The sequence below is a fragment of the Mitsuaria sp. CC2 genome, assembly GCF_048957715.1.
Taxonomy (GTDB): Bacteria; Pseudomonadota; Gammaproteobacteria; order Burkholderiales; family Burkholderiaceae_C; genus Roseateles.
This window is the reverse complement of record NZ_JARVXN010000007.1, coordinates 111,059-127,623: the sequence shown is the minus strand read 5'-3', so window position 1 is coordinate 127,623 and position 16,565 is coordinate 111,059. Positions and strand designations below refer to the sequence as shown.

The window sequence follows — 16,565 nt, the reverse complement described above, 5'->3', positions numbered from 1 at the left end:
TTCTTCGCCTGGATCAATGCACGACCCGTCCGAAGCTGAACTCGCCGGGCTCCCCGCCCGATGAGGTCTCGACGCTCACCGGGATCACATCCTTCGGGCCGAAGCGGCCCTGCAGGATCAGCTTGGACAGCGGGTTCTCGATCCGCTGCTGGATCGCGCGCTTGAGCGGCCGCGCCCCGAAGACCGGATCGAAACCGACCTTGGCCAGTTCGTCCAGCGCCTCGTCGCTGACGTCGAGCTTCATCTCCAGCTTGTCCAGGCGCTGTTCAAGCTGGCGCAGCTGGATCTTCGCGATCGACTTGATGTGGTCCGCGCCCAGCGCATGGAAGATCACGGTCTCGTCGATGCGGTTGAGGAACTCGGGCCGGAAGTGCGCCTTGACCTCACCCCACACCGCGTCGCGGATGACCTCGTCGGGCTCGCCCTGCAAGGCCATGATGTGCTGCGAACCCAGGTTGGACGTCATCACGATCACGCAGTTCTTGAAGTCGACCGTGCGGCCCTGGCCGTCGGTCAGCCGGCCGTCGTCCAGCACCTGCAGCAGCACGTTGAACACGTCCGGGTGCGCCTTCTCGACCTCGTCGAGCAGCAGCACGCTGTAGGGCTTGCGACGCACCGCCTCGGTCAGGTAACCGCCCTCGTCGTAGCCGACGTAGCCGGGCGGCGCGCCGATCAGCCGGCTGACCGAGTGCTTCTCCATGAACTCGCTCATGTCGATGCGGATCATGTGGTCCTCGCTGTCGAACAGGAAACCCGCCAGCGCCTTGCACAGCTCGGTCTTGCCGACGCCGGTCGGGCCCAGGAACAGGAAGCTGCCCAGCGGCTTGTCCGGATCGGACAGCCCGGCGCGCGAGCGCCGGATCGCATCCGCGACCGCGACGATGGCCTCGTCCTGGCCGACGACGCGCTCATGCAGCTTGTCTTCCATCTGCAGCAGCTTGTCGCGCTCGCCCTGCATCAGCTTGGCCACCGGGATGCCGGTCGCGCGGGCGACCACCTCGGCGATCTCCTCCGCGCCGACCAGGGTGCGCAGCAGCTGCGGCTGGGTCTTGTCCCTGGCCTTGCCCATCTCCTTGGCCTGCGCCTCATTCAGACGTTTCTCCAAGTCGGGCAGCTTGCCGTACTGCAGCTCGGCGACCTTGTTGAAGTCGCCCTTGCGCTTGAGTTCCTCGATCTGGAACTTGATGCGGTCGATCTCTTCCTTGACGTGCGCGGAGCCCTGGGCCTGCGCCTTCTCGGAAGTCCAGATCTCTTCCAGGTCGTTGTACTCGCGCTGGTGCTTGAGCAGCTCCTCCTCGATCAGGGCGAAGCGGCGCTGCGAGCCCTCGTCGGTCTCCTTGCGCACCGCCTCGCGCTCGATCTTGAGCTGGATCATGCGGCGGTCGAGCCGGTCCATCGCCTCGGGCTTGGAGTCGATCTCGATCTTGATCTTGGCGGCGGCCTCGTCGATCAGGTCGATGGCCTTGTCGGGCAGGAAACGGTCGGTGATGTAGCGGTGCGAGAGCTCGGCCGCGGCGACGATGGCCGGGTCGGTGATCTCGACGCCGTGGTGGACCTCGTACTTCTCCTGCAGGCCGCGCAGGATGGCGATGGTGGCCTCGACGGTCGGCTCGTCGACCAGCACCTTCTGGAAGCGGCGCTCCAGCGCGGCGTCCTTCTCGACGTACTTGCGGTACTCCTCCAGCGTGGTCGCGCCGATGCAGTGCAGCTCGCCGCGCGCCAGCGCGGGCTTGAGCATGTTGCCGGCGTCGATGGCGCCCTCGGCCTTGCCGGCCCCCACCATGGTGTGGATCTCGTCGATGAACAGGATGATGCGGCCTTCGTCGGCGGCGACCTCCTTGAGCACGGACTTCAGCCGTTCCTCGAATTCACCGCGGAACTTGGCGCCCGCGAGCAGGCCGGCCATGTCCAGGGACAGCACGCGCTTGCCCTTGAGGCTCTCGGGCACTTCCTCGTTGACGATGCGCTGCGCCAGGCCTTCGACGATGGCGGTCTTGCCGACGCCGGGTTCGCCGATGAGCACGGGGTTGTTCTTGGTGCGGCGCTGCAGCACCTGGATGGCACGGCGGATCTCGTCGTCGCGGCCGATCACGGGATCGAGCTTGCCGGAACGGGCGCGCTCGGTGAGGTCCAGGGTGTACTTCTTGAGCGCCTCGCGCTGGCCTTCGGACTCCTGGCTGTCGACCTTCTGGCCGCCGCGCACGGCTTCCACCGCGGTCTCGAGCGCCTTGCGGGTCAGGCCGTGACCGCGCACGACGCCGGCCAGGTCGCTCTTGGCGTCGGCCAGCGACAGCAGGAACATCTCGCTGGCGATGAAGTGGTCGCCGCGCCTGGACGCTTCCTTCTCCGCGTTCTGCAGCAGGCTGACCAGGTCGCGGCTGGGCTGGACCTGCTGGCCCTCGCCCTGCACCTGCGGCAGGCCGCCGAGGATGCCGTCCAGCGCGCCCTTGAGGGCGGGGACCTTGACGCCGGCGCGCTCCAGCAGCGCCTTCGGGCCGTCGTCCTGCGCCAGCATGGCGGCCAGCACGTGGACGGGCTCGATGTAGGGGTTGTCGCGCGTCACCGCCAGGCTTTGAGCCTCGGCGAGCGCTTCTTGGAATCGGGTGGTGAGCTTGTCGACTCGCATGGAAAAAACCTCCGTTGCGACCCCAAGTGGGAATGTGACCCCAATTTTCAAGAGGAGGCTCCGGCAAGGGACGCGCCCAACTTCGTCAAGTTACCGTGCGCTCCCACCCCATCCCCGCCCTCCAAGCGGGCGGGGCAGCAGTCGCCCCACCCCCACCCGCCCCCACGGGGCGGGAGCCATTCACTTCATGCGAGGAACTGGCTCAAGGTCGCGTGGCCAGGCTGCCAGTCGATGCGGCCAAGCGCCCCTTGGACGATCGCCCACTGGGCGCCGACGTGGCCGATGTCGAGGTCCAGCAGCACCGGGCACGGCAGGTCGCCAAGCGCGCGTTGCAGCGCCTGTTCTTCGGTGAAGTCACCGCCCGAGGCAATCCCCCTGGGCACCGCGCTGCGGCCGAAGATGATGCCGGCTGCGCCGTCGAACCAGCCCGCCAGTCGCAGGCCGTGCAGCGCGCGGGCGAGCTCAAAGGGCGGCAGCTCCGCCACCTCGAAGAACCAGAGCGGCCGTTCATCGTCTCCCAGCACGGAACGCCACGCGGCGACATCGGCCACCCTCGCGCCGGACAGCCGCGACAGCGAGTCCAGGCAGCCACCGATCAGACAGCCTTCGATCGAGAGAGGTTCCACGCCACCGTCCAGCCGTCGCGACACCGTGCCCGGCGCGGAGTCCTGCTCGAACGGCGCGCCGCCCTCGGCGAACCACAGGTCGAGGATCCGCTTCGAGACCGCATCCAACGCCGGATCCCAGAGCTGCATCAGGTTCGGTCCATGGAGCGACGCCCAGCCCGCGCTCAGCAGCAAGGGCACCTGGATCGTCGACAGGTCGGAGAAGCCGCTGAACCACTTGGGCGGCGCGTCCCGGAGCCGATCGAAGTCCAGCTGTCCCAGCACCTCGATCGCGAGCTCCCCACCCCAGGGCGGGATCACGGCGGCGACCTCCGGGTCGAGCAGGACCTCCATCAACTCCGCCGCGCGCTGGTCGGCACTGGCGCTCGCGCCCTGGACCTGCTGCCGCAGCGAGCGCCCTTCGCGCACGATGAAACCCTGGCGACGCAGCATCCACAGCGCCGAATCCAGGCGCTCATGCATGGCCGGCTTCACGCCGGACGACGGCGCGACGACCGCGACGACGTCGCCCGCGCGCAGCGGCCGGGGACATCGGATCGGCGAGTCCGTCCCGGCGTTCATGCCGAGGTCAGCATCTGCATGACCTTGAGGCCGGCCGCGGCGGCCGCCAGCGAGCCGAACACGTGCGCCGCCGAATGCGACAGCGCCATCAGGAACTCACCGCGCTGCAGCAGCGACAGCGACTCGCCGGAGAAGGACGAGAAGGTCGTGAGGCCGCCGAGGAAGCCGGTGACCAGCAGCAGCTTGAGCAGGTCGTCGGGATGACGTCCGAACCACTCCAGCGCCATGCCGATCAGAAGGCCGCCGACGATGTTGACGGCCAGCGTTCCGAGCGGGAATCCCTGCCACTTCGTGTTCAGCATCAGCCCCGCGCCCCAGCGCGCGAGCGCCCCGCCCGAAGCCCCGACGGACACCGCCGCCACCTGCATCCAGCTCATCGCCCATTCCCCTCCACGTTGATCCCCCAGCGCGCGAGCGCCTCATCGTCGGCGACGCGCGCGTCCACCCAGCGGGCGCCGTCCGGTCCGTATTCCTTCTTCCAGAACGGCGCCTGTGTCTTCAAGTAGTCCATCAGGAACTCGCAGGCCTGGAAAGCCTGGCCGCGATGGCGCGAGCTCACGAGCACCAGGACGATCTGCTCGCGCGGCCGCAGTGCGCCCACCCGGTGGATGACGCGCGCGCCACGGAGGTCGAAACGTCTGAAGGCCTCGTCGATCATGGCCTCGATGGCGTCCTCGGTCATGCCCGGGTAGTGCTCCAGCTCCATGAGCGTCACGGGCGTGCCGTCCGCCCCGTCGCGCACCGTGCCGACGAAGCTCACCAGCGCGCCGACGCCGCCGTCGTCGGCGCGCAGCGCCAGCGTCTCGGCGCTGAGGTCGAAATCGGCGGTCTGGACGGAGACGCGCGGCGGGCGCGAAGCGGGCGAGTTCATCTCGTCATTTTGGCATCCGTCCCTGCCGCCTGCGTGCCGCGCGCCTTGATGATTTCTTGATAGTCCGGGGCCGGGTCTTGCCCCGCCCTTGATGCGCGGCTTCCTACGCTGGAGGCCTCGCAACCACGGCGCGCCATCCGCGCCCCTTCGCATGAGACCGGTGTTGATCCTTCAACATGAACCCGCCCAGGGTCCGGGTTTTCTCCTCCAGTGCCTGCGCGCGCACGAGGTGCCCGTGCACCTGCTGCGCCCGGACCTGGGCGACACGATGCCTCGCAGCGCGGGGGCGTTCAGCGGCCTGGTGCTGCTGGGCAGCGACCACGGCGTCCACGACGGCACGCCCTGGATCCGCGCCGAGCAGGCGCTGCTGATCGACGCCTTGCGGCACAGCCGCCCCATCCTGGGCCACTGCTTCGGCGCGCAGCAACTGGCGCGCGCGATGGGCGCGGGCGTGGCGCGCAATCCGCGTCCCGACATCGGTTGGCGCGAGCTCTGGATCACCCCGGCGGCGCGCGGCCTCTTCGGCGGCGAAGACCGGCTGCTCAGCTTCAACTGGCATTACGACAGCTTCCAGATCCCGGCCGGCGCGACACGGACGCTCTTCGGCTCGAACTGCCTGAACAAGGGTTTCTCGCTCGGACCGCACATCGGGCTCCAGAGCCACCTCGAAGTGACCGAGCAAGGCCTGCGCGACTGGTGCGCGCATGGGCGCGAGGAGTTGCGCCGCGGTCGCAGCGTCACCGTGCAGAGCGAGACCGAGATCCTGTCCGCCCTGCCCGAGCGCCTGGCGCGCCTGCGCGGCGCGGCGGCCAGCGTCTACCGGCACTGGATCGGTCAACTCGACCGCCCGCCCGTGTTCGGCGGTGCGCGCGCCGCCTGAGCCAGGGTGCGACTGACGGTCTTTTCATGCCGCATCGCAGGCAATCTGGATCGGCTGTCGAATTTTTTCTGGCAGCTTTCCACTGACACCTTGCGCCTCCGCACGCGAATGGCGCACACGTGTCATTCAACTGCCAGAGATCGTCAATGAAAACCTCCAACCAAGTGTCCAGCGACTACGCCAGCATCGACGCGTTCGCGTCGTCTGCCTCCTCACATGCTGAATCGGGCCGCGCGGATCATTCAGACGCGGCCGGCGACTACGCCGACCCGTGGGAATTCAAGCAGCTCGATCCCCGTGCCCAGCAGGCACTGGAACAGCGCGGCGACCTCCCGCGAGGACTCGCCGCCTTGTCCACCGGCAACGGCAGGCTTCAACGCGAGTCCGGCGTCTACGCGACCGTCACGCCGAGCACCGCGCGCCTCGCCGCCGAACCGCACGGGCTGAGACGCCAAGGGGCGATCCGGCGCGAAGCGGGAGGCGCGCCCAAGCTCCCCGCCCGTCAATACCGTCCCGCCGAAGCGGACGGTGCCGGCGAGGAGTAAGACGGGCATCCGGGAAGTCCCCGCCCCGATCCTCCCCCATCCGACCGATGCGCGCTCCCCGCCCCACCCCCTATGGTGTCCGCAGGAGCGCGCCGCGCTTCGCCACGCCGCGGCGACGCGGCTCAGCTGGGAGCACGCATGTTCGGTCTGACCCTCCTCGGCGCCGTCCACACGGCCTTCGCGCTGGTCGCCCTCGTGGCCGGCTACGCCTTGATCTTCCGCCACGGCCGCATCGACGGCCAATCCACCTTCGGCCGCATCTATGTCTGGTGCACCGTCATCACCTGCCTGACGGCCTTCGGCATCTTCCGCCGCGGCGGCTTCAACATCGCCCACGTGCTGGCGATCGTCACGCTGGTTACGCTGGCCGTCGCGATCGCGGCGCATCGCACGCGCTTCCTCGGCGGCCTCTCGACGTACGCGACGACGCTGGGCTACACCTTCACGCTGTTCTGCCACATGATCCCCGGCCTCAACGAGACCTTCACCCGCGTGCCCGTCGGCGCCCCGCTGTTCACCGGCCCGGACGATCCGGCGCTGCAGAAGGCGATCGGTGTCGTGCTCCTGCTCTTCCTGATCCTCATGGCGGTGCAGGCCTGGCGCATCCGCAGGGGCCCCGCGGCGGGACGGTCGCCGCATCCAGCCTGATCACCTCCTGATCGGGCAGGACGAATGGATGCGTCGCCTGGACGATCGGAGATGGACTGAGCGGCGACGGGCGCGGCGGGCGCAGATACTCCGCGCATCCCCACCCGCTCGTGCGTCCGCCGCGCTCCGTCGATGTCCACGCCCAAGACCGTCCTCGCCGTCCGCCATCTGGCTTTCGAAGACCTCGGCCTGCTGGAGCCCGTGCTGGCCGCACGCGGCTTCGAGCACGTCGTGACGCTGGACGCCGGTGTCGACGACCTGCGCGACGTGGACCTCGACGCAGTCGATCTGCTGGTCGTGCTCGGCGGCCCGATCGGCGCCTACGACGACGCGCTCTTTCCGTATCTGAACGACGAACTCGCGCTCATCCGCCGGCGCCTCGCCGCGCGGCTGCCATTGCTGGGCATCTGCCTCGGCGCGCAGTTGATGGCGCGGGCGCTCGGCGCCGACGTGCGACCGATGGCGCACGGACGCAAGGAGATCGGCTTCGCGCCGCTGACGCTCACTGACGCGGGCCGCGACTCCGCACTTGCGCCGCTTTCAGGCGGACAGCCGGTGCTGCACTGGCACGGCGACCAGTTCGAGATCCCCGCAGGCGCCGCCAGCCTCGCGGCGACACCGCTGTGCCCGAACCAGGCCTTTGCGGTCGAGGACTTTGGACTCGCGTTGCAGTTCCATCTGGAGAGCGATCCTGCCCGCCTGGAGCAGTGGCTGATCGGCCATGCGGGCGAGCTCGCGCAGGCGCGCGTGCCGCTGGACGAGCTGCGACGCGACGCCGCCGCGCACGGCGCGGGATTGCGCGCCGCACTCGGCGAGGTCGTCGATCGCTGGATGGCGGGTTGGCCTCAAACCTCCGGGCGATCCACGGGGCGATCCACCGGACAGTAACGCACCGCGTGCGCCTCCGTCGGCACCGGCAGTTCCCACTTGCGCAGCATCCCCTGCAGCGCGCCGTTGGACAGCGAGGTGTCCCGCCGGTCGTTGCGTCGCAGCAGCTCCGCACGCGGGCGTTCGAGATACACGATCTCCACCTGCGCGCCGTACGCGAAGAGCAGGTCCAGCGTCTTGTCCCGCATCTGCTGGCTCAGGTGGGTCGCGTTCCACACGAACGGCGCGCGCTGGCGCAGCAGCGCCTTCGCCTTGTCCACCGCCGCATGCGCGACCTTGCCGTCGTTCTGCCCGTGCTTGAGGCCGAGCTCCGCGCGCGCGTCGTCGAAGGACACGACCGGCAGACCGCGTCGATGCGCCGCCACCCAGGTGTCCTTGCCGGACGCCGGCAGCCCGCACATCACCGTCACGCGGGCGCCAGGCTCCTGGAACAGCGCGTAGTCCGGATGCACGTCCGCGCCGCGGAAGTAGCTGACCCGCGTGTGCGCATCCGCGAAGGCGCGCGGCTGGCCGTAACAGCCCTCCTCCCGCGCCAGCTCCCGGAACAGCTCGATGTGATCAAGCACGCGTTGACGATCCTCGCAGACGCGTCCGCGCATGTCGGCTTCAGCCAGCGCGGCCAGCAGCGGCAAGCTCAGCCGGCACGACAGCTCGCGCACGATGAACTCGGGCGACAGGCCGCGCTTGGAATCGGCCAGCGCGAAGAACGGCACCTGGTGCACGGCGATCAGGCGGCAGACCGCCTCGCGCTGCTCGAAGGGCATGCCGGCATCCCACAGCAGCACGCGCGCATCGATCGCGCCCATGCGGGAATGGCCCGGCTGACCGATCGCGCCCGTCACCGGATCGATCACGGTCGTCGCGTGCTTGGACACGTCGTGGAGCAGCGCGGCGAGGAACAGCACCTCCTGCTCGTCGCGACCCGCCGCCTGATAGTCGGGCAAGGCGAGCAGTTCCTCGATCACCATCATGGTGTGCGTCCACACGTCGCCTTCGGCGTGGTACCGCAGATCCTGCGGCGTCGTCTTCGCGAGTTCCAGCACCGGGAACGCGGCCAGGCAGGCCGCGAAATCAGCGGACCGGCCGCCTTCAGGCACCAGCGCCTGGATGTCTTTCCAATGGATGTTCATGGTTCTCTCCTCCGTCCCGTTCAGGGACATCGGTGTTCGCGGTGTTCGCGGTGTTCGCGGTGTTCGCGCGACGACGCCGCCGCCTTCAACGCCTTCAACGCCGCCAGCGACGTGATCGTCTCCAGCCCGAGGTCGTGCCACGTCACCGTGGGCCGCTCGGCGAAGAGGTCCGCGCCCGGCGCCAGCGCGTTGGGCAGGATCGGTCGCCTGGCGTGGTGCGTCTCGCTATCGAGGATGGTCTGCGTGAAGGACGGCCTCACCAGCTTGAACCGGCCGAGCACCTGCTCGTCGTCCTCGACCTTGAGGTAGAGGCCTTCGGACTGGTCGGCCTTGTCGGTCTGCTTCCAGCACAGGTCCAGCGGCAGCGATTCGCGCCGCGTCGCGGCTTCGAAAGCGCAACGCCAGTCGGGCGACTTCGCCAGCGAGCGCACCACCAGCGCCCACAGCAGCGCCGGATCGGTCGGCATGGGCCCCGCGTACAGCACAGGGACCGACAGCACCGGCGAGCCCGCGAGCAGCGCCTGCCGACGCGGCGTCGACAGGAAGCGCGAGGTGGCGCGGTCGTAGACGTCGAACTCGTTGAAGTAATGCGGCAGGCGGTCGTACCAGACGCTGTGCTTGGCATAGGCCCATTCGCCATAGAGGACGTAGCGGTCCTCCAGGCGCTCGATCAGCCGATGCTCGTGCGCCAGCGCCCAGATCTTCATCGGGTTGAACTGACGTTCGCCGAAGCCGCCGATCAGGTAGTGGCCGCGCGACTGAAGCAGCAGGTCGCCGCCGTCGCTGAAGGAGATGCCGGCATTGGCGCCGTCGAGTTTTTCCTCGATGACGACGTGACAGCCGTCGAGTGCCGCGAGCGGCATCTGGTCATGGGCGGAGTCGCCCGCCTGCAGGCGGCTGCCCGCGAGGTGCGCCGTGCGCGGATAGCGCAGCAGCGGCAGGGATTGCAAATGCATGAGGTCCGTCACCCGCCGCGTTGTTGGCGCGGGCGGGTCCTGGTGGCGTCAGGGAACCGACGGACGTGTCGCAGGCGCGGTCGAGTCGCCGCCGGTCGGAGGGACCGGGCGGAGTCGCTGGGGGAAGTCGCGGGAGGTGTCGTGCGCCACCGGCCTCATGGCAGGCGTCGGGGCGTCAGGAACCGGTGCCGCAGCCTTCGCGGGCGCAGACGGCGCCGACACGATGCTGCAGGGAAGCAGTCGTCGGCAATCAGCAGGGGATGGACGTACGGGTCTTCATGGGGCACCTCCTGGACAGTGAGAGGTTGGAACGCGCACGGACGGAGCCGTCCGGCGTGGGCGCGATTCTTCAACGCGGGGTCGGTCGCGTCAACCCGCGCGAGCGGCGCTGATGCATCGATCCGACACCGGGATGAGGGACGCCTCCGGTCGTGCTCAGTCGTCAGCGACGAGCGCAGGCAGCACTTCCGCGCCGAGTTCCTCGATCACCTCGCGGGCTGGCCGCCCTCGTCCGAGGTTGAACAGCACATGCGCCACGCCCATCGCGTGCAGCCGGCGCAGATAGGCGATGAGCGCGCGCCTGCCCGTGCGCAGGCCGAGTTCAAGCGGCTCCGGCGCCGCGTCCGGATCGGCGAGCAGCTCCAGCTGCACCGATTGCACGAAGGGCTTGGCGCCGACGCCCTTCTGTTCAAGCGCGCGCTGCCACAGCTCGATGCGGCCTTCCTGCCGCGCTTCCTCGCGGTGGTAGGTGGCCCAGGCGTCCGCGTGCGTCGCGGTCCATTGCAGCGACTGCCGCGCCGAGCCCACGACGATCATCGGGATCCGTCGCGCCGGGGCGGGCAGCACCTCGAAGCCGCCGGTCGCGGCGGTCACAACGGCGCGCTCGTCGGCATCCGTCGACAAGGCCGCGCGCACCGTGGCCCAGCGACTGCGAAACGCCTCCGCGCGATGGTCCAGGTCTTGTCCAAAGGCTGAGAACTCTGCGGGCCGATCTCCCGATCCCATGCCGAGGATGAAGCGTCCACCGCTGAGCCGGTCCAGCGACAACGCGACCTTGGCCACATGCAGCGGATGCCGCAGCGGCAGCACGATGGCGGCCGCGCCGACGGCGATCTCGCGCGTCGCGCCGGCCAGCGCTCCGAGCCACAGGAACGGATCGTCGAGCGCGCTCGCGGTGTTGTCGCTGCCCTGCGGGATCATCAACGGCACGTCGCGCGTCCACAGCGCCGCGAAGCCGAGCCGGTCCGCGAGCGCGGCCAGGTCGAGCGCCTCGCCGACGTCAGCCATGCGATCGGGCCGCGCATCGACCGGGGTCATCAGCCCGACCGTGAGGCGATCGGACTGGAAGACGCGGCGGTGCGCGTCGTTGAACGCTGGATTCAACGGCCCTTCCGGACTCACTTGGTCTTCTGCTGCACCACCTTGGTGTAGTCCGCCTGCAGCTTGGTCATGAACTCGGTGGTGGTGCGGAACTGCTGCTCGTGGAAATCGATCAGCTTCTGGAACTGGTCGGCGGCGACCTCGAAGGGCGCGCCACCGGCGCGCATCGATTCCAGGATCGCCTTCTGCGATGCGAGCACCGTGCTCCACGCGGCGTAGTTCTGTTCGAACGCCTTCTTCGACTGCTCGAAGAAGGTCTTGGCGAGTTCGACCTGGGCCTGTTGGATCATGGGTTGTCTCCTTGTTGAGCGGTGCCGACCGGAAGGGTCGGGCCAGCGCCCCGAGGCGGGCGTGCAGCCTATGCTACGGCATCAGCCGATACCCCACCCCCGTCTCCGTCAACAGGTGCTTCGGGCTCGCCGGCTCCGCCTCGAGCTTCTGCCGCAGGTTGCCCATGTAGACGCGCAGGTAGTGGTTCTGCTCCACCTGCGACGGGCCCCACACCGCCTTGAGCAGCTGGCGGTGCGTCAGCACCTTGCCCGCGTTGCCGATCAGGTGGCTGAGCAGCCGGTACTCGATCGGCGTGAGATGCACGTCCTCGCCGGCGCGTCGCACGCGGCGGGCGGCCAGGTCGACCTCGACCTCGCCGAAGCGGAACACCGGGTCCTGCTGTTCGCTGGATCGCGACTGGTGGCGCCGCAGCGCCACGCGCACGCGCGCCAGCAGCTCGCCGACACCGAAGGGCTTGCTCAGGTAGTCGTCGGCGCCGCGGTCCAGGGCCTCGATCTTGTCGTCCTCGGCACCGCGCGCCGACAGCACGATCACCGGCACCGCGGACCACGCGCGCAGGTCGCGCAGGAAGTCCTGGCCGTCGCCGTCGGGCAGACCCAGGTCCAGGATCACCAGGTCCGGGCGGCGCGTCCCCGCGTCGATCAGGCCCTGGCGCAGCGTGCCGGTCTCGTGCACGGACCAGCCCTCGCCCTCCAGGGCCAGGCGCACGAAGCGGCGGATGTTGGGTTCGTCCTCGACGATCAGCGCCACGGGGGTCACGGTTTGCTGCAGCTCGCTCACGGTCGGTGTTCCCCGTCTTCCTCGAAGGCCGGCAGCGCCGGCGGCTCGCCCAGCGGCAGCGCCAGGCTGAATCGCGCCCCGCCCTGCGGCGTCGCGCGCTCGGCCCAGATCCGGCCGCCGTGGGCCTGCATGATGGCACGGCAGATCGCCAGACCCAGACCCACGCCGGGCAGGGGCGACTCGGCGTGGCCGCGCGTGAACTTCTCGAACAGCGCCTCCTCGCGACCGGGCGGCAGGCCCGGACCGTTGTCCTCGACGCTGAGACGCATCTCTTCGCCTTGCGCGCGCGCGATCACGCGGATCTCGCTTCCGGCCGGCGTGTACTTCGCGGCGTTCTCCAGCAGGTTGGCGAGCACGCGCTCGATCAGCACCGCATCCAGCTCCACCAGCGGCAGCGTCGCCGGCACGTCCAGCACCACGCGATGTCGCGACAGCGCCGGGCCCATCAACTGCAGGCTGCTGCCGATCACCTCGTCCACCGGCTGCCACTGCCGGTTGAGCTTGAGCGCGCCGCTCTGCAGCCGCGCCATGTCCAGCAGGTTGTGCACCATCGCATTGATGCGCAGCGACTGCTGGCGGATCGCCGACGCGGTGTCGGCGGCGCCGGCATCGAGGGTGCCGGAATCGGCAGCGCTTGAGCTCAACCGGTCGGAGAGCGTCTCTGCCAGCCCCTGCAGCGCGGCCAGCGGCGTGCGCAGGTCGTGCGACAGCGCCGACAGCAGCGAGTTGCGCAGCCGTTCCGACTCGATCTGCAGCAGCGCCTGCTGCGCGACCTCGACGTAATGCACCCGCTCCAGCGCCTGCCCCGCGATGCGCGCGGCGGTGTCCAGCTGCGCGCGGCGCTCCGGCAGCATCAAGGTCTGCGGGTCGCCCGGCCGCAGCGCCAGCACGCCGCGCGTGCGCATGGGCGCGCGCAGCGGCAGGTAGAACCAGTGGCTGCCGGGCAGCGTGTCGGTGCCCAGGCCGGCGGCCTGCTCGTGATCGAGCGCCCAGCGCGCCGTGCCGGCATCGGGGCGGTCGGCGGCCGCCAGGGTCTGCTCCGTCGGCGAGGGCTGCAGCCGGTCGTCGTCGTCGAGCACATGCAGCAGCGCGCGTCCGCCGAACTGCTGCGCGAGCTGCTGTTCCGCCGTCGCGATCACCTGCTCGGTCTGCAGCGCGCCGGCCAGTTCGCGGGTGAGCTCGAAGAGCCCGCGCGCCCTCGCCTCGCGCTCCGACGACACCCTCGCTTCGTAACGCAGCCCCGCGGTCAGCTGCCCGGTGATCAATCCCACCGCCAGCATCACGACGAAGGTGATCAGGTACTGCACGTCGCTGACCGCCAGGCTCAGCTGGGGCGCGACGAAGAGGAAGTCGAACAGCGCGACGCTGAGGAAACTCGCCAGCACCGCAGGTCCGCGCCCCCAGCGCAGCGCGACGCCCATCACGCCGAGCAGGAACAGCATGACGATGTTGTCGTTGGCGATGCGGTGCGACAGCGGCCAGCAGGCCATCGCGACGGCGACGCAGGCCAGCGTCGCCCAGCCGTATCGCCGCGGCGCGGCGCCGAAGGTCGGCACCGGGTCGTCCTCGCTGCTGCGCTGCGTCGCCGAGGCGCCGACCTGGCTCAGGTCCAGCTCCGGCGCCGCGCGGCCCAGATGCGCCGCGAGGTCGCGGCTGCCCCAGCGCCGCAGCGCCAGCCGCGTCGAGGACGAGGGCGGCGCGCCCCGCCCCATCAGCAGCTTGGACAGGTTGTGCTGGCGCGCGTAGTCCGCCAGCGCCTGCGCGGGATCCTGCGCGGCCAGCACGGCCGTCGTCGCGCCGAGGTCCTGCGCCAGCCGCACCACGCGCAAGGTGCGCTCGCGGCGCGCGTCGGCTTGCCGGTGCAAGGCCGGCGTCTCGACGTGCACCGCATGCCAGCTCACCGCCAGCTGCTGCGCGAGCTGCGCGGCGCTGCGCACGATGGATTCGGCCTCGTCGCCCGCCCCGATCGCGCACAGGATCGCGGCCTCGGTCTTCCACACCGGCGCGATGCGCTCGTTGCTGCGCCAGGCCTGCACGTCGTCCTCGACGCGGTCGGCGGTGCGGCGCAGCGCAAGCTCGCGCAGCGCCATCAGGTTGCCCTTGCGGAAGAAATGCTGGCCGGCGCGCTCGGCCTGCGCGCCCTGGTAGACCTTGCCGGCCTTCAGGCGCGCGAGCAGTTCGTCGGCCGGCGTGTCGACCAGCACGACCTCGTCCGCCCGGTCGAAGAAGGTGTCGGGCAGCGTCTCCTGGACGCGCACGCCGGTGATGCCGCCGACGACGTCGTTCAGGCTCTCCAGGTGCTGGACGTTGACCGTCGTGTAGACGCTGATGCCGTTGGCCAGCAGCTCCTCGACGTCCTGCCAGCGCTTCGGATGCCGCGAGCCGGCGACGTTGGAATGAGCCAGTTCGTCGACCAGGATCAGCGCGTCGGGTTGATCCTTCAGGCGCGCCAGCGCGCCGTCGAGGTCGAACTCCGGCAGCGCGCGGCCGCGGTGGTCGACCTGTCGCATCGGCAGTCGGGGCAGCGGCGGCTGCCCGCCGAGCAGCGCGGCCGTGTCGGCGCGGCCGTGCGTCTCGACGACACCGATCAGCGGCGCGCGGCCCTGGTCGGCCAGATGGCGCGCCGCCTGCAGCATCGCGAAGGTCTTGCCCACGCCGGCCGACGCGCCGAAGTAGATGCGCAGCCGGCCGCGCGACTGTGCCGCCTCCTGCTGGCGGATCTGCGCCAGCAGGTTGTCGGGGTCAGGTCTTTCGTCGGACGAACTCGGCATCGGGGAATTGTCGCTTCGGAACGGACATCGGGGAGCGCGTGGCTCCCCCGGGGGCGGTCGCCTCGATGATCTCGATGGATCAGAAGGTCTTGGACACGCTCAGCACCACGCCGGTGTCGCCGAGACGCTTCGCACGCGCCGCAGCGGAATCGCCCGCCTGGTACAGCGCCTTGTCAGCGTCGGTGCCGACAACGGCCAGCCCCAGCGTCAGACCGCCGAGCTGCTTCATCTCCTTCGTCACGGACAGCTTCCAGTCGGTGTAGGACAGGTCGCCGTACTTGCGCACCCACAGGTGGCCGAGGTGCACGCCGGCGTTGAAACCCTGCCCCAGCTCGAAGCCGTAGTTCAGGTCCAGGTAGGACGTGCCCTTGGACGAGCCCCTGGCCGGCAGCGCGTTGAAGTAGGCGTAGCCGGCGGTCTCGCCGTCCAGGCCGAAGTAGTCGGTCGCGGCGACCGACAGCTTGGCCGAGAACGCACCCGCCGTGACGGCGGCGTAGAGGTCGACGTTGTCGTACTTGTTCGACGTCGGCTGGCCGGGCGCCGCGTTCAGGCGCGCACCGGGATAGACGTAGGCCAGCGCGCCGACGTCCAGGGTGACGGCGTCGGTCACCGGCAGCTTGTAGCCGCCGTAGAGGTCCCACTCCATGCCGGCGCCGTTGTTGTAGCTGTTGCCCGAGACGTTGGACGCCCAGGTGCCCAGGTACAGGCCGCTGCTGTGGCTGTAGTCGAAGCCGGCCTGCACGGCGGGGCGCTTCCAGGTCTGGCTGATGCCGCGGAAGCGGTAGTCGCTGACGAAGGCCACGTTGCCGGTGAAGCTGTGCTCGGGCGTCGGCGCGGGCGCCGCGGCGGCGGCTTCGCCCTCTGCGCGCGCGGCGGCGTGCAGGAAGCAGGAGGAGATCAGGAACAGCGAGAGAAGACGGGTTTTCATGAACTGCGTGAACTGCTTGAGTTGGGTTTGTCGTTCTGTTTATGCGGTCGGCGCGGAGGCCGACGCGGCCGGCGGCACCTCCGCCTTGCGTCCCGACACCTTGTCCAGGGCCAGGTTGAGCTTGAGCACGTTGACGCGCGGCTCGCCGAGGACGGCAAGATCTCGGGCCTCGGTGTTGGCCTGGATGAGGCGCTGGACGGCCTCGACCGGGAGGCCGCGTTCGCGGGCCACGCGGGCCGTCTGGTAACGCGCCGCGGCCATGCTGATGTGCGGATCCAGACCGCTGGCGGAGGCGCTCACGAGGTCGACCGGCACCGGCGCGGTGTTGCCCGGATCGGCGGCCTTGAGCGCTTCGATGCGGCCCTTCACGGCGTCGACCAGCGCCGGGTTCGTCGGCCCCTGGTTGGAGCCGCTCGATCCGGCGGCGTTGTTGGCCATCGGACCGGTGGCCGACGGCCGGCCCCAGAAGTAGCGCGGCGACGAGAAGCCCTGGCCGATCAGCTCGGAGCCGACCACCTTGCCGTCGTGCAGGATGAGACTGCCCTCGGCCTGGAACGGGAACATCGTCTTCGCGACGCCGGTCACCAGCGCCGGATACAGCAACCCGGTGACGGCGCTCAGCAGCACGAAGCCGACGAGCGCGGGGCGCAGCATGCGCAGCGGTAAAAGGGCGGTCGACGCAGC

General features: G+C 69.8%; 16 protein-coding genes. 4 read left to right on the top strand and 12 right to left on the bottom strand.

What is annotated here, in order from left to right; all coding sequences use genetic code 11:
* Nucleotides 1–13: 13 nt before the first annotated feature.
* From clpB to PV762_RS04845, 4 genes are all read right to left on the bottom strand, one after another.
* On the bottom strand, nt 14–2,626 hold the full coding sequence (gene clpB, locus PV762_RS04860) for an ATP-dependent chaperone ClpB (RefSeq protein WP_421033893.1): 2,613 nt from the start codon (nt 2,624–2,626) through the stop codon (nt 14–16).
* Between the two features lie 185 nt (nt 2,627–2,811).
* Complete coding sequence (locus PV762_RS04855; RefSeq protein WP_421033892.1) at nt 2,812–3,813, bottom strand: S66 family peptidase; 1,002 nt, start codon at nt 3,811–3,813, stop codon at nt 2,812–2,814.
* Entirely contained in the window at nt 3,810–4,190 is a 381-nt protein-coding gene (gene crcB / locus PV762_RS04850) for a fluoride efflux transporter CrcB (protein ID WP_421033891.1), read from the bottom strand. Before crcB ends, PV762_RS04855 begins: the two co-directional genes overlap by 4 nt.
* The gene (locus PV762_RS04845; protein WP_421033890.1) at nt 4,187–4,684 is read right to left on the bottom strand and encodes a molybdenum cofactor biosynthesis protein MoaE; all 498 of its coding nucleotides are present in this window, start codon (nt 4,682–4,684) and stop codon (nt 4,187–4,189) included. Before PV762_RS04845 ends, crcB begins: the two co-directional genes overlap by 4 nt.
* A gap of 160 nt (nt 4,685–4,844) precedes the next feature.
* Between PV762_RS04845 and PV762_RS04840 the strand changes: the two genes are divergently transcribed.
* From PV762_RS04840 to PV762_RS04825, 4 genes are all read left to right on the top strand, one after another.
* Entirely contained in the window at nt 4,845–5,564 is a 720-nt protein-coding gene (locus PV762_RS04840) for a type 1 glutamine amidotransferase (RefSeq protein WP_421033889.1), read from the top strand.
* Between the two features lie 146 nt (nt 5,565–5,710).
* Nucleotides 5,711–6,109, top strand: coding sequence for a hypothetical protein (locus PV762_RS04835; RefSeq protein WP_421033888.1), 399 nt, complete (start codon nt 5,711–5,713; stop codon nt 6,107–6,109).
* Nucleotides 6,110–6,247: 138 nt separating this feature from the next.
* Complete coding sequence (locus PV762_RS04830; RefSeq protein WP_421033887.1) at nt 6,248–6,757, top strand: hypothetical protein; 510 nt, start codon at nt 6,248–6,250, stop codon at nt 6,755–6,757.
* Between the two features lie 132 nt (nt 6,758–6,889).
* Complete coding sequence (locus tag PV762_RS04825) at nt 6,890–7,645, top strand: glutamine amidotransferase (protein WP_421033886.1); 756 nt, start codon at nt 6,890–6,892, stop codon at nt 7,643–7,645.
* Here the strand turns inward: PV762_RS04825 and PV762_RS04820 are convergent.
* From PV762_RS04820 to kdpC, 8 genes are all read right to left on the bottom strand, one after another.
* Nucleotides 7,603–8,775: an AAA family ATPase gene (locus PV762_RS04820; protein ID WP_421033885.1), complete on the bottom strand. Its 1,173-nt coding sequence runs from the start codon at nt 8,773–8,775 to the stop codon at nt 7,603–7,605. The genes PV762_RS04825 and PV762_RS04820 overlap by 43 nt on opposite strands.
* Before the next feature lie 20 nt (nt 8,776–8,795).
* Nucleotides 8,796–9,731: an RNA ligase family protein gene (locus tag PV762_RS04815; RefSeq protein WP_421033884.1), complete on the bottom strand. Its 936-nt coding sequence runs from the start codon at nt 9,729–9,731 to the stop codon at nt 8,796–8,798.
* Nucleotides 9,732–10,166: 435 nt separating this feature from the next.
* Nucleotides 10,167–11,114, bottom strand: coding sequence for a TIGR03571 family LLM class oxidoreductase (locus tag PV762_RS04810; protein WP_421033883.1), 948 nt, complete (start codon nt 11,112–11,114; stop codon nt 10,167–10,169).
* Between the two features lie 14 nt (nt 11,115–11,128).
* Entirely contained in the window at nt 11,129–11,401 is a 273-nt protein-coding gene (locus tag PV762_RS04805) for a hypothetical protein (protein ID WP_421033882.1), read from the bottom strand.
* 73 nt (nt 11,402–11,474) lie between these two features.
* Nucleotides 11,475–12,182 (bottom strand): two-component system response regulator KdpE, encoded by a 708-nt coding sequence (gene kdpE / locus PV762_RS04800; RefSeq protein WP_421033881.1) that lies wholly within the window; start codon nt 12,180–12,182, stop codon nt 11,475–11,477.
* Nucleotides 12,179–14,953, bottom strand: a complete 2,775-nt coding sequence (locus tag PV762_RS04795; protein ID WP_421033880.1) for a DUF4118 domain-containing protein — start codon at nt 14,951–14,953, stop codon at nt 12,179–12,181. Before PV762_RS04795 ends, kdpE begins: the two co-directional genes overlap by 4 nt.
* 79 nt (nt 14,954–15,032) lie before the next feature.
* The gene (locus tag PV762_RS04790) at nt 15,033–15,881 is read right to left on the bottom strand and encodes a TorF family putative porin (RefSeq protein ID WP_421033879.1); all 849 of its coding nucleotides are present in this window, start codon (nt 15,879–15,881) and stop codon (nt 15,033–15,035) included.
* 39 nt (nt 15,882–15,920) lie between these two features.
* Complete coding sequence (gene kdpC, locus PV762_RS04785; protein WP_421033961.1) at nt 15,921–16,535, bottom strand: potassium-transporting ATPase subunit KdpC; 615 nt, start codon at nt 16,533–16,535, stop codon at nt 15,921–15,923.
* Nucleotides 16,536–16,565: the final 30 nt, after the last annotated feature.